Source organism: Paenibacillus protaetiae, from assembly GCF_004135365.1.
In the GTDB taxonomy this organism is placed as follows: Bacteria; Bacillota; Bacilli; order Paenibacillales; family Paenibacillaceae; genus Paenibacillus_AP; species Paenibacillus_AP protaetiae.
The window spans coordinates 2,017,620-2,030,624 of record NZ_CP035492.1 but is presented as its reverse complement, the minus strand read 5'-3'; the positions used below and the strand labels follow the sequence as shown (position 1 = coordinate 2,030,624).

Here is a 13,005-nt window from a genome sequence, read left to right as displayed (position 1 = left end):
TTCAGCATTTGGCGCGCTGCTGTTTATAGCGCCGACAGGGAGGTTTAGCAGCCGATGTGGCAGGGAGACGTATTTTTACAGCGGTTATATGAGGCGGCGGAACAGGAACGGAAGCAGCGGTACGGCCAACTGCCGGATGCCGACCGGAGAGAGCGGCTAAAGCAGGCTTTCCGCAGCATGCTGGGCGAATTTGAGCCCAATGATTCCCATCAGCCGGTGCTGCTGGAACAAGTGCAATGTGACGGATACCGGAGGGAGCGCGTCGAACTGTCCGCTGCGCCGGGGTTGGCGTTTGCGGCTTATGTGCTTATCCCGGACGGCCTTGAGCGGCCGGCACCCGGGGTGCTCGCCATTCATGGCCATGGTTACGGAAGCAGGCAAATTACAGGAATGCTGCCGGATGGCAGCTCCAACGTGCAAAATCCGGGAGGGCACAATAACTTTGCGATCGAGCTGGTCAAGCGCGGCATGGCGGTCATTGCGCCGGATGTGATCGGGTTTGGCGAACGGCTGCTGGCATCGGATATGCAAGCGGAAAGCGGAGTTAGGCCAAACAACTCCTGCGATACGCTGGCCAAACATATGCTGATGTATGGCAAAACGCTTGCCGGCCTGCGTGTATGGGAAGCGCGGAAGGCGCTTGATTATTTGCTGTCCCGCCCGGAGACGGCTTCCGGCGGAGCGGGTGTAATGGGCTTTTCCGGCGGGGCGGTTATCGCCAGTGCGGCAGCTATTGTAGACGAGCGGCTTCATGCCGCGGTTTTAACCGGGTTTCCCAATACGTTCCAAGACAGTATTATGGCTGTCCGCCACTGCATTGATAACTATATTCCCGGGATACTGCTTCACGCGGAACTGCCGGAGCTGCTGGGCCTCCTTGCTCCCCGGCCGTTGTTCCTGCAATCCGGCGAGCATGACCCGATTTTTCCGAAGGAAGGATTCCGGCAGGCTGTCCGGCATGTGCAGCATATCTACAGCAGCGAAGGCGCGTCCGGGCAGTTCCGTTCGGAGCTGTTCTCCGGCGGCCATGAAGTAAACGGCACATTGTCTTATGACTGGCTGGCCGAAACCTGCTTCCGTCTAAGCCGTTAAAGCGGGCTGCCGGCTTCCATTATTTTTACATTCCGATAATCAATCGCGTTATTTTGGTTAACGGTTTGCCTTTACACTGGGCTTGCAGGCTTAAGGAGAAAGGGTGAGTGGGATGATGGTTATCGAACAAGGGCTGTATAGTTATGTGCAGCCGGCGCCTTCGATTGTTTCTACAGCGACCGGCAGCGAAGCGCTGCATATGCTCATGAAACAAAATGAGGACGCGGACAGCGCCGTCGTGTTGGGCCACAACGGAACTCCGGTTGGCGTTGTGATGAAAACTCGTTTTACCGCTCTGCTGAGAGATCCTGTTGGTTTTGACCGGCTGTGCCAAGAGCCCGTAACCAGCTTTATGCTGAAGCCGTTAATCGTAGATGTGGAGACGCAGCTGCCGGAGCTGCTGGATCAGGCGATCCGGAGGCCGGTCATGAACCGTTTCGACAGCATCATTATTATGCAGAACGGAGCAGTAGCCGGGGTCATTCCATCCAAACAGCTCGCCGCCTTGTTTAATTTGTAAGAACAATTCCCCATTGTTTAAAAATAACTGTCTTCGGACAGTTTTTTTATTATTTTTACATTGTGTTAATCTATTTCGTTATTCCAATTAATTCTAAGGTCCTAATGTATAGGTACAGAGAGTGATAGGAGGCGTAGAGACGATGATTGTTTTGGAGCGCGAGCGGGAGAACTTACGGGAACAAAAATCGACAGCCCCAGTACGGACAAGCATGCCGGAAGGAAAAAAGAAAGTAAGTCTGGAACAATTTATCCGAAAGGTGCCGTTTACAACTCCCAACCAATTATGCGGTGACGTTCAAAAAATGTTCAGCCAGCATGAAGACAGCGAGTGTATCGTTGTATGCAGCGATGGAATGCAGCCGAAGGGGCTGCTGATGCGTAACCGCTTCTATATGAATATCAGTAAGCGTTATGGCGTTGAGCTGTTCTATGAGAAACCCGCCAGTACGTTAATGGACGCTTCACCGCTTATTGTGGATATCCATGTCCCCCCGGCCAGCTGATAGAGCTGGCCATGAACCGCAGCGGCAGAAAAATGTACGATTGCGTCATTTTAACGAAGGATGGCAGGGCAGACGGGGTGCTTACCATTGCCGATTTGCTGCAAATGTCGCGAGAACTTCAGAATGAAGCGGTTGAAGCGCAGCTTGCGACAACTTTGGATGTAACCAAAGAGCTGGAGAACATTCGTGATGCTGTTAATGATGTAAGAATTTCGGCACAGCACGGCAACAAGGTGTCGGCCGATATGTCCGAGCTCACACTGCAAGGTAAAGGAGAGCTTGGCAAAGTGACCGAGGCTTTTCAGCGGTTATCCGTGTTTTCAGCGCAGCAAGAGCAGGCGATGGTTTCGCTGCAAAGCGAAGCGGGTTCCATACGGTCGATGTCTGCTGCCATTAAGCAGCTCGCGGAACAATGCAGTCTGCTGGCGATTAACGCTTCCATTGAAGCGGCAAGGGCAGGCGAATACGGCCGGGGATTTGCGGTTGTTGCGGAAGAAGTGATGAAGCTGGCGGCGGAGACGAAGCGGGCTGCCGAGCAAATTACGAAACAAACCGGTTCTATCACGCAAGCAATTGAGCAAACGTCGGATTTGGCACGGGAAGGACGCCATGAGTCGGAAGCAAGCAGACAATATGTCAAGCAAGCGGAGGCGGTCTTTGGCTCGCTGTTTGAAGCAGCCGGAGCAACCCGGGCAAGCGTGGAGTCCATTGCCAGCTTGTCCGAGCGGGCTTATAACCATACGGCGAATGCAGCGGAGCAGGTAAGCAGGCTCGCAGGGCTGTCGCAAGTGCGAAAAACAAACGGCAATAGGTAAGCAAAAAACACTAATCATTCATAAGCAGCTGTTTCCCTCGGGTTTGCCGGGAATCAGCTGCTTTTTTGATAGCGGGCTTTTGATCGGATTTTTGATCCCGCTTAAGCCCTATTGAAGTTCTATTCTATACCGCTAAAGACTGGGCAACCTGCATCAACAGCTTCGGATTCCAGTGCGCCTTGGGCCAGACGGCATAGATTTGCAGCACAGCCGGCTTGCCTGCAAGCGGGATGCCGGCAAGCTTCTCATTGTCCGGTCCGGATAACGGGCTGTCAAGCATGGACGGCATGATGGAGAAGACGCCGCCTCCCTGGACAGCCTGACCGACAAGAAAAGGCTGGCTTACTAGGATGCCGGCCGGCAGCTCCGCGTAATCGACAGCATCGCGAGCAAGCAGTTGTCTGCCAATTGCAGGTTCATCCAAAGCTGCATACTTCATATTTCTTAATTGGATAATAGTCAGCTCATTCATCCGGGCAAAAGGATGATCATGCGCTAACCAAACCTGTAAAGGCGACTCCTTAAGAAGCTCTTTCTGAAACCGGGCATCCGCCGGCGGTTCCGCGGTGACGACCAAATCAAGCTCGCCGTCTTCGAGCCTCGCTGCAAGCCGCTCGCTGCTGTCCGTTACAAACTGGTTTACAAATTTCTGCAAAGCTTGATTTTCTTTAAACCACCGGGACGTTAGAACTAATGCGCTGGTCAGGGCCGTACAGCCAATCTTAACGGTCTGGCTGCCGCCGTCCCGCAGCTGAAGCATGCGGGATTCGGCTTCGGTATAGATTTTATCAATTTGCTGCGCATAATGATGAAGCATCCGCCCGGCTTCGGTCAGCAGCACCTTGCCCGTTTTGGATTCAAACAGCGGAACGCCCCATTCTTCCTCCATCTTTTTCATATGAAAGCTTACGGTCGGCTGCTTCATTCCCAATTCCTGCGCGACTGCAGTCACTTTCTTCAGCCTCTCTATGAGCACAATTAACCTTATTTTTAATATCGTCATAACGAATGAAGATTCCTTTCGTAATTGTATAGAACTATTCTATGACTTTATACATTTCAATACAACTATTCTATGAAATTTTATCATTTCGTTTACACTCGGAAAATATCATTCGAATGACAGACTTCTACAATAGTCCATGTAAACACCAAACAATGAGTTATCGGAAGGGGAAACCAAAGAAATGAAAAAGAGTATGTTGTTAGTTATGACGTTGGTTCTTACTGTTATCCTGGCTGCTTGCGGCAACAACAGTAACAACAACACAAACAATGGAGCTGCGGCAAACACGCCTGAAGCATCCGCTTCGAGCACGCCTGAAGCTACACCAACACCTGAAGCACTGTCCGGTTCGGTCCTGGCTACTGGTTCTTCTGCACTTCAACCGCTTGTTGACCAAGTTGCACAAAAATTTATGGCAAAAGACGAATATAAACAAATTTCCGTTCAAGTACAAGCCGGCGGCAGCGGCACAGGCCTGACGCAAGTTTCGGAAGGTCAATCCGATATCGGCAACTCCGATATTTTCGCTGAAGAGAAATTTAAAGATGCCGATGCTTCCAAAGCATCTGAACTGGTTGACCATATCGTAGGCGTTGTAGCAATGGCTGCAGTTGTTCACCCTGAAGTAGGCGTTGACAACCTGACGAAACAGCAACTGATTGATATCTTCACTGGTAAAATCACGAACTGGAAAGACCTTGGCGGTAAAGATCAAGCAATCGTTATCGTAAACCGTCCTTCGAGCTCCGGTACTCGTGCAACGTTTGAAAACTATGCACTGGGCCAAAAAACGGAAGACCTGAAAGGTTCGATTCAAGAGGACGCTTCGGGTACTGTTAAGAAACTTGTAAGCGAAACGCCAGGCGCTATCGGCTACCTTGCACTGTCTTACCTGGACAACACAGTTAAAACCGTTAAATACGAAGGTGTAGAACCTACGGTTGACAACGTAACAACTGGCAAATACCCAGTATGGGCTTACGAGCACATGTACACGAAAGGTGAACCAACTCCGGTTGTTAAAGCCTTCCTTGATTACATGGTATCGGATGAAGTACAAAACGGCGACGTAACGGAGCTGGGCTACATCCCTGCAACAGCGATGAAAATTCAACGCGATGCGGCTGGCAACGTAACGAACAAATAATAATAAACATCAAGTCGAAAGCAGATATTGATCCGAGAAAGAGGCGGAAATTAACCCGCCTCTTTCCCATGTGAAAGAGAGGTTCCCTTATGGTGCGTGATGATAAACGGCAATTCGCCAAACAGCATATCGTTGAAGAATGGGTGGGCAAGGTGTACACCTTTTTGTGCATTGCCCTGCTTATCGTAACCATTTTTTCAATGGTTTATTTCGTTGCATCCCGCGGTGCAAGCACATTTATATCCGACAAAATTAATTTGTGGTCCTTTTTGAGCGGCCTGGACTGGAGACCGGAAGGCGAGCCGCCGCTGTTTGGAGCGCTGCCGTTTATTTTCGGATCGTTCAGCACCTCCATTCTCGCTGCTATATTCGCAGCTCCGCTTGCGATTTGCGCTTCTTTGTTTATGACCGAAATTTCGCCAAAGATTGGCCGTAAATGGCTGCAGCCCGTTATTGAACTACTCGCCGGCATCCCTTCCGTCGTATATGGTTTTGTGGGCTTGACCATTATCGTACCATTCTTTCGCGATGTATTTCCTGGACAAGGGCTTGGCATTCTTGCAGGTTCCATTGTTCTTGCCATTATGATTTTACCGACGATTACAACGATCGCTACCGATGCGCTGGCTGCATTGCCGGGCGGTTTAAAAGAAGGTTCATACGCGCTTGGCGCAACGCGCTGGCAAACGATTTGGCGCACTGTGCTCCCGACAACCCTTCCTTCGCTTATGACAGGTGTCGTACTGGGCATTTCACGCGCGTTTGGCGAAGCACTTGCCGTACAGATGGTTATCGGCAACGCGCCGCATATTCCAAGCTCGCTGTTTGAATCGGCGTCTACGTTAACGAGCGCGATTACACTCAGCATGGGCAATACGGTTACCGGCTCGACGCATAATGACGCGCTTTGGTCGCTTGCTCTTATTTTAATGGCGATGACCTTTATATTCGTATTCATTGTAAGATGGCTGGAAAGGAGAGCGAAAGTATGAGCGCCAAATTAGCGGACCGGATTGCAACTGCCGTTATTATTGCCGTAACCGGTCTTATCGTATTAATTTTGATCGGGCTTTTAGGGTTTATTTTATTCCGGGGAGTCGGGCATATCAGCTGGCATTTCCTGACGTCTCCGCCGCAAACGATTAAAGCAGGCGGGGGATTGGGCCGCAGCTGTTCAACTCGGTGTTCCTGCTTGTATTAACTTTGATTATTACGCTGCCGCTTGGCATCGGCGCCGGCATTTATATGAGTGAATATGCCAAAGCCGGCCGTTTCACGAATTTTGTCCGTCTCGTTGTTGAAGTGTTGTCTTCGTTTCCTTCGATCGTGGTCGGTTTGTTCGGCTTGCTAGTCATTGTGAACTATTTCCATTTCGGTTTCTCGCTGCTGTCCGGCGCGCTGGCGCTGACGGTATTTAATTTGCCGCTGATGGTCCGCATTACCGAGCAGGCGTTAAAGGGCGTGCCCCGCGAGCAAAAGGAAGCAAGCCTTGCGCTTGGTTTATCCCGCTGGAAAACGATCACATCGGTCATGATGCCGATTGCGATTCCGAATATATTGACCGGCACCATCCTGGCTTCGGGCCGCGTATTTGGCGAAGCGGCTGCGCTGCTGTTTACGGCGGGTATGAGCTCGCCGCGCCTGGACTTCCATGACTGGAACCCGCTCAGCCCGTTCTCGCCGCTGAACCCGATGCGGCCGGCCGAAACGCTGGCTGTCCATATTTGGAAAGTAAACAGTGAAGGCATTGCGCCGGATACGAAAGATATTGCCGCAGGCGCTTCGGCGGTGCTGATTATTGTTGTATTGTTGTTCAACCTTGCTGCACGGTTTATAGGCCGCCTGTTATACCGCAAAATGACGGCGTCGAAGTAGAAAGGAGCTGGACCGACATGGGGGATCTGGCATTATCGGTTAAAAACTTAAGTGTATTTTATGGCGAAAAAGAAGCCGTTAAATCGGTTTCGCTTGATTTTGAAGAAAAACAGGTAACAGCGCTTATCGGCCCGTCCGGCTGCGGCAAATCAACGTTTCTGCGCAGCCTGAACCGGATGAACGATCTCATTGCCGACGCCCGGATTCAAGGGGAAGCTTGGATCGGGGACCGCAATATACTGGAGCCGGGAGTAGACGTTGTGCTGCTCCGCCAGCAAATCGGAATGGTATGGCAAAGGCCTAACCCGTTCCACAAATCGATCTATGAAAATATCGCGTTTGGACCGCGTTATCATGGCATAAAAAATAAAAAGAAGCTGGACGAAATTGTGGAGCAAAGCCTGCGTAAAGCAGCGTTGTGGGACGAAACGAAAGACCGGCTGAAGCAGTCCGCGCTGGCGCTTTCCGGCGGTCAGCAGCAGCGGCTTTGCATCGCGCGTTCGATTGCCGTTCAGCCCCGCATCATTTTGATGGACGAACCGGCTTCGGCGCTTGATCCGGTATCCACATCCAAAATTGAGGAACTGATTTCGGAGCTGAAGCGTGATTACTGCATCGTCATCGTGACGCATAACATGCATCAGGCAGCGCGTATTTCGGATAAAACAGCCTTTTTCTATATGGGCAAGCTGATTGAGCATGACGATACGCAAAAAATATTTACCGAGCCGAAAGAAAAGGCGACCGATGATTACATTTCCGGCCGATTCGGCTAAGGAAAGGAGGACAACAAACAATGCCAACCAAAATTAGCGTAACCGATCTCCAGCTGTATTACAGCGATTTTCACGCGCTGAAAAAGCTGAATCTCGAAATTCCGGAGCATGCTGTCACGGCGCTTATCGGCCCGTCCGGCTGCGGCAAATCAACGTTTCTGCGCACGATCAACCGGATGAATGATTTTATTCCAGGTGTCCGGATCGAAGGTTCGCTTCAAATTTCCGGCGAAGATGTGTATTCGCCTCAAATGCAGGTGGAAACGCTCCGCAAACGGGTAGGCATGGTGTTCCAGCAGCCTAATCCGTTTCTCAGCTCTATCTATGATAATGTCGCTTACGGACCGCGCCTTCATAAAATCAAAGATAAAAAAAGGTTAGACGAGCTTGTCGAACAAAGCTTGATCGGCGCATCTTTATGGAATGAAGTGAAGGACCTGCTGCATAAGTCTGCTATGGGGCTCTCGGGCGGCCAGCAGCAGCGGCTTTGCATTGCAAGAGCGCTTGCCGTGCAGCCCGAAGTGCTGCTGATGGACGAATCGACTTCCGCGCTTGATCCAATCTCCACCCTGAAGATTGAAGAACTGGTTCAAGAGCTGAAGGAGAAATATACAATTGTGATGGTCACGCACAACATGCACCAGGCGGCTCGTGTGTCCGATCAAACCGTCTTCTTCTTAAACGGCGAGGTTGTGGAAGCGGGCCAGACGGAAGAGCTGTTCTCGAATCCGGTAGATTCCAGAACCGAGCAGTATATTACGGGCAGATTTGGCTGACAAGAACCGGCAACACGCTCAAACAACAGATCTATACCGGCATAACCGGGTAAAGGGAGTGAAGGGGCATGGTAATTAGAAAAGAACTGGACGAAGGCTTGGAGCAGCTGAAGCAGATGCTGGTGGAGATGGGCGAGCGCGTCGAGAACGTGCTTGGCGAATCGATGAAGGCGCTGCAAATGCTCGATAAGGCCAGTGCCGAAACGATTATTAAAAAAGATATGGAGCTCAATCAGATCGAAGAGCGCATTTCCCAGGTTGGCGCTAAAATTATTGCGACTCAGCAGCCGGTAGCCAAAGATTTGCGCCGGATTCTGATAGCGTTCAAAATGGCAAGCGATCTTGAGCGGATGGGCGATTTGTCCGTGGACATCGCCAAAGCGGTTATCCGCATCCAAGGCGAGCGGCTGATCAAACCGCTGATTGATCTGCCCCGCATGGCGGAAATTTGCCAAACGATGATATACGAGTCGATTCAGTCGTACATCCGCGAAGATATCGGCCTCGCGTACAAAATGGCAAAGGAAGACGATACAATTGATGCGCTTTACAAGCAAATTTTAATCGAGCTTGTTGCATTGATGACGGAAACGCCTGCAAGCATTTCCCAATCGATCCATCTGCTGTTTGTTGGCCGCTCTATTGAGCGGATTGCCGACCATGCGACCAATATTGGCGAAAGCGTTGTTTATCTTGTGACCGGCAAACGCCCGGATTTGAATCTGTAAGGCGGCGGCTGTTCCGGCCGCTGCCTGTACAAAGCGCCCCTCGCGGCACATCGGCGAATGAACTGCTTCCGATGTCCGCGAGGGGCATTTTTTTGCTGGCCGTTCGTCATTGGAATGCAGAAAATGGTATGATAAGGCAAAGACTGCCGCTGGATACAAGCCGGCAATGGATAACAAGGAGACGGACAATGAGAGCAGCAAATGTGTTCCTGCTGGACGAAGAAGGGCTTGCGCTTCTTCTCAAATTGATTTACCGCAGAATGGAAATGGATATTACTTCAGAGCATCAAGAGCTGATCCAGCTGCAGGCGAAGCAAAATGAGCTGTCGCAAAAAAGCGGGCTTTTTAACTCGCTGAACAAAATGCATAAAGATCAGGCATTCTCCAAGGTGCAGGAAAGGTTGCTCCGCAAACAAGCATGGCGGGACAGCTGGTCGTTCCGGTATATGGAGCCGATGAGCGAATCGCTGAAACCGAAATCGGCTGAAGATCTGATTGTGGAATATTTGCGCACGCCGGAGGAACAAGCCCAATTGTTTCTTATTGTGCAGGAGGCAATTCTAACGCCGCTTTATCAGCCTTTTGACAAAATTGAAGGAGCCGGCGAGGAGAAAGATCCTAAGGAATCGGTGGAGGAAATATCCCGCATATGCGGACTAGAGAAACACGGCAAAAAAATCGTTGAAGGAACAGCCGATTTATTAAAAGAAATGAAGCTGGACGGTTCAAGCTTGCTAGAAAAAGGCATATATGCCTTTATAAGCGAAAGCGAGACGGCTGCTGCGCTGGCTATGCCGGGAGTTGCCCAGGCTATCGGCGGCGTGCTTGGACGATCCGGTACGGCAGCGGCGGCTTCAGGCATTGTAATGCTTGCCGGCGGTTCGATTGCGGTTGGCCGATTGGGCGAGGAGGAAGGGCCGGCCGCGCTGATTGGCGGGAGCGGCATCGAGGAAGCAGTGGCGAGCGGAGCTTGCGGCAGCCTGCTGAACAGCCTCGCGCTTGAAGTCATTGGGCTTCAAGTAAGCAAAACGGTCAATTATATCCGCTATTTGCAGCAATCCAATTCATCGGTGCTGCTGCTGGAGCAGGCACAGCAGCTGTTTTTGGATTTCAAGCAGCAAGCCGAGCGCGAAATGGTAATAAACCGTATGCTGGAGAAGAAAAAAGCGCTGCATTTGACAGCTGTTTTAACGGCTGGTCTGAAAGCCATTTTATAAACGATTGCGGTGCGGGGATTTTCGCGCGGATGTCGGATTTGATTGCATAAAAACAGCAGGTTTATATTTACAGATTGGAAGCGTTGCCGTACAGTGTGAAAAGGGCCATTATGACATTCGCATCTGAAAGGTGAAGTTATGGACTATACCGTACTGCAAATTGTCGTTACCGCCATTGGCGCGCTGCTTGTCGGATTTTCGAAAACCGGCATGCCGACGCTGGGCATTTTTGTCGCGGCCATGCTGGCCAGCATTTTTCCCGCCCGCGAATCGGTTGGCCTATTGACGCCGATTTTGATTACAGGGGATATTATCGCGATTCTGTATTACCGGAAGACGGTCGTGTGGAAGTATCTCGTTGTTCTCCTGCCGTGGGTGCTGGCAGGTATTGTTGCCGGCTATTTTGTGCTTGGGGAAATCAGCAACGGCCAGCTGTCTGTTCTGATCGGCGCACTCGTGCTGGTGCTTATTGTTCTTTTCCTGTTTCAGGGCCGTTTGGAAAAAGCAATGAATTTCTCATTTTCCAAATCGCGGGCTGTCAACGGAAGCTTGGGCATTCTTGCCGGTTTTACAACGATGATCGGCAATGCGGCGGGCAGCATCATGTCGGTTTATTTGCTGTCGAAGGGGATTAATAAAACAACCTTTGTGGGCACGAATGCGTATTTCTTTTTTATTATCAATCTGATCAAGGTGCCGTTTACCGTTTATTTGGGGCTGATTACGCCGCATTCATTAACGTTAAACGCCTGGATGATACCAGTCGTGGCCATCGGCGCGCTTGCCGGATTTAAAGTGCTGCCGCATATTCCGCAAAAGCTGTTCCAGCGCATCGTGCTTGCGCTTGCGGCAATCGGCGCTATTTATTTAATTTTGGAGTAGCTTGCCTGCAGACCGCATTGTCTCAGGCGGAATACAAAGGGACTGTCCCTAAGCCGTCTCCGGCTTTCGGCAGTCCCTTTGTATAGTGATGCGGTTATAAGGTTATGTCCAGTTCGGCGGCGACGCCGCGTATGTAGCTTGCAGCTTGCGTGTAATCTTCGTTCGTCGACAGATGTTCGATAATAAGAGCGGTGTCCGGATGCAGCTTGTTCAGCTCGGTCAGGAACGTCCGGTAATCCAGCGCGCCAAGACCCGGAATCACTTCATCCAAATGAACGGTTAATTGCCCGCGCAGCAAAATGTCCTTCGCATGGCAGTTGCGGATATACGGTCCCAGCTTGGCAAAAAAGTCGCGGATCATCTCCCCGTTCCGATAATACACCCTTGGGCTGCTTACGATGTTAACGGGATCAAAATGGACGCCAAATCCTTTCCGGTCAATCGCTTTAATTAAAGCCAGGTAGCTGTCGGCCGAATCGGGGAATACCCACGGCATCATCTCCAGCGCAAATACGGTCCGCTCCGGTTTTACAGCATCAATAATGGTCCTTACCGTATCAACAATCAGCTCAAACGTATCGGTGCTGAAATTGTCCGGATGCGGGCCGTCCCATTGCTCGCTGCGGGAGCCAGCGATGTTGACGCAGCATTGCGCGCTGAGCCGTTCGGCCAGCTCCAGCCGCTCGATGCAATAAGCGACCGCTTTGCTTCTTGCTTCCTCGTTGGGGCTGATCGGATTGCTCCAGGCGCCAACTTCGGCAATGACAATATCGTGTTTGCGGGCAGCTGCCATATAGCGGTCTGCATCTGCAAGCTCATCTTGCCCGTTTACGGGGCAGGTGGTAGCCCGAAAGCCTGCCAGGACCAGCGCTTCCGCCCAGCTGTCCGGATTTTTATCCTCTAGAAATACTTGTCCGCCAAGCCGCATATACATCCCTTCCTTTTATCGTCGATAGGTTCAGAATGCAAAAAAATGGATACGCGATGAGTATACCATACGGAAAAAGCGATTGACGATATTTTCCTCTATCGGTATGATGAAACCGTTATCGTAATTGAGGTCAAGTTATAAAAAAAGCTGCAGTACGACAGATTAGATTGGCCATTATATGAAGCCGAAAGGATGATTTTCCATTATGGCAGGATTATTGGGCAATAACGTCATTACGCAAATCGGTATACTGGTGCATGATATTGATAAGGTGAGCCAGGCGTATGCGGACTTTTTTGGGGTTCCGAAACCTGAAGCGAGGTGGACCGATGCAGCTGACAAAGCGCAAACCGAATACAACGGAGAGCCTAGCGAAGCGCGGGCGAAGCTCGCATTTATTGATATGGGATCGCTGCAGCTGGAGCTGATAGAGCCGGATCTTCATCCCAGCACCTGGCGCAATTATTTGGACGAGCATGGCGAAGGGCCGCATCATATCGCTTTTTTCATTGAAGGCATGAAGGAGAAGGTAACGCTTCTGGAGACAAACGGATTCCCTCTGCAGCAAAAAGGGGAGTATACCGGCGGCCGTTATGCTTATATGGATACATTCAAGGAGCTGAAAGTGCTGGTCGAGCTGCTCGAAAACGATAAATAACGGATGGGATAATATTCAGCCGCCGACGAATAACCAAACAAAGAGGAAGGCCAACGCGGGCCTTCCTCTTTGTTTGG

The 13,005-nt window shown here is 50.8% G+C and carries 14 protein-coding genes and 1 pseudogene; 13 read left to right on the top strand and 2 right to left on the bottom strand.

All coding sequences use genetic code 11. The annotated features are described in order from the left end of the window. The first annotated feature begins 54 nt into the window (after positions 1–54). The 4 genes from ET464_RS09370 (at position 55) to ET464_RS09355 (ending at position 2,932) form a co-directional block, all read left to right on the top strand. The gene (locus ET464_RS09370; RefSeq protein WP_129440304.1) at positions 55–1,092 is read left to right on the top strand and encodes an alpha/beta hydrolase family protein; all 1,038 of its coding nucleotides are present in this window, start codon (positions 55–57) and stop codon (positions 1,090–1,092) included. 112 nt (positions 1,093–1,204) lie between these two features. Beyond that, positions 1,205–1,612, top strand: coding sequence for a CBS domain-containing protein (locus ET464_RS09365; protein ID WP_129440302.1), 408 nt, complete (start codon positions 1,205–1,207; stop codon positions 1,610–1,612). 142 nt (positions 1,613–1,754) lie between these two features. After that, positions 1,755–2,117 (top strand): CBS domain-containing protein, encoded by a 363-nt coding sequence (locus ET464_RS09360; protein WP_129440300.1) that lies wholly within the window; start codon positions 1,755–1,757, stop codon positions 2,115–2,117. 11 nt (positions 2,118–2,128) lie between these two features. Continuing rightward, a complete protein-coding gene (locus ET464_RS09355; protein WP_129440298.1) occupies positions 2,129–2,932 on the top strand; it encodes a methyl-accepting chemotaxis protein in 804 nt (267 codons plus the stop codon). Positions 2,933–3,056: 124 nt separating this feature from the next. On the opposite strand, the gene ET464_RS09350 is transcribed toward ET464_RS09355, so the two are convergent. Continuing rightward, positions 3,057–3,935: a LysR family transcriptional regulator gene (locus tag ET464_RS09350; protein WP_129440296.1), complete on the bottom strand. Its 879-nt coding sequence runs from the start codon at positions 3,933–3,935 to the stop codon at positions 3,057–3,059. Between the two features lie 184 nt (positions 3,936–4,119). On the opposite strand from ET464_RS09350, the gene ET464_RS09345 reads away from it, so the two are divergent. The 8 genes and pseudogenes from ET464_RS09345 to ET464_RS09310 all read left to right on the top strand — a co-directional run bounded on the left by ET464_RS09345 (position 4,120) and on the right by ET464_RS09310 (position 11,339). Further along, complete coding sequence (locus tag ET464_RS09345; protein WP_129440294.1) at positions 4,120–5,085, top strand: phosphate ABC transporter substrate-binding protein; 966 nt, start codon at positions 4,120–4,122, stop codon at positions 5,083–5,085. An 89-nt stretch (positions 5,086–5,174) separates the two neighbouring features. Then, complete coding sequence (gene pstC / locus ET464_RS09340; RefSeq protein WP_129440292.1) at positions 5,175–6,077, top strand: phosphate ABC transporter permease subunit PstC; 903 nt, start codon at positions 5,175–5,177, stop codon at positions 6,075–6,077. Beyond that, positions 6,074–6,960 (top strand): annotated as a pseudogene (gene pstA, locus ET464_RS09335) (phosphate ABC transporter permease PstA). Before pstC ends, pstA begins: the two are co-directional and overlap by 4 nt. A 17-nt stretch (positions 6,961–6,977) precedes the next feature. Continuing rightward, positions 6,978–7,736 carry a phosphate ABC transporter ATP-binding protein PstB gene (gene pstB, locus ET464_RS09330; protein ID WP_129440290.1) on the top strand — a complete coding sequence of 253 codons (759 nt, stop codon included), beginning with the start codon at positions 6,978–6,980 and terminating at the stop codon, positions 7,734–7,736. A 20-nt stretch (positions 7,737–7,756) separates the two neighbouring features. Continuing rightward, positions 7,757–8,512, top strand: a complete 756-nt coding sequence (gene pstB / locus ET464_RS09325; protein ID WP_129440288.1) for a phosphate ABC transporter ATP-binding protein PstB — start codon at positions 7,757–7,759, stop codon at positions 8,510–8,512. A 68-nt stretch (positions 8,513–8,580) separates the two neighbouring features. Further along, a complete protein-coding gene (gene phoU / locus ET464_RS09320; protein ID WP_129440286.1) occupies positions 8,581–9,240 on the top strand; it encodes a phosphate signaling complex protein PhoU in 660 nt (219 codons plus the stop codon). A gap of 188 nt (positions 9,241–9,428) precedes the next feature. Further along, on the top strand, positions 9,429–10,457 hold the full coding sequence (locus ET464_RS09315) for a hypothetical protein (protein WP_129440284.1): 1,029 nt from the start codon (positions 9,429–9,431) through the stop codon (positions 10,455–10,457). Positions 10,458–10,595: 138 nt separating this feature from the next. Then, positions 10,596–11,339: a sulfite exporter TauE/SafE family protein gene (locus tag ET464_RS09310; protein WP_129440281.1), complete on the top strand. Its 744-nt coding sequence runs from the start codon at positions 10,596–10,598 to the stop codon at positions 11,337–11,339. A 94-nt stretch (positions 11,340–11,433) separates the two neighbouring features. Here ET464_RS09310 and ET464_RS09305 read toward each other — a convergent pair whose 3' ends face one another. Further along, positions 11,434–12,267 carry a sugar phosphate isomerase/epimerase family protein gene (locus tag ET464_RS09305; protein WP_129440279.1) on the bottom strand — a complete coding sequence of 278 codons (834 nt, stop codon included), beginning with the start codon at positions 12,265–12,267 and terminating at the stop codon, positions 11,434–11,436. Positions 12,268–12,472: 205 nt separating this feature from the next. On the opposite strand from ET464_RS09305, the gene ET464_RS09300 reads away from it, so the two are divergent. Beyond that, the gene (locus ET464_RS09300; RefSeq protein WP_129440277.1) at positions 12,473–12,928 is read left to right on the top strand and encodes a VOC family protein; all 456 of its coding nucleotides are present in this window, start codon (positions 12,473–12,475) and stop codon (positions 12,926–12,928) included. The last annotated feature ends 77 nt before the right edge of the window (positions 12,929–13,005 follow it).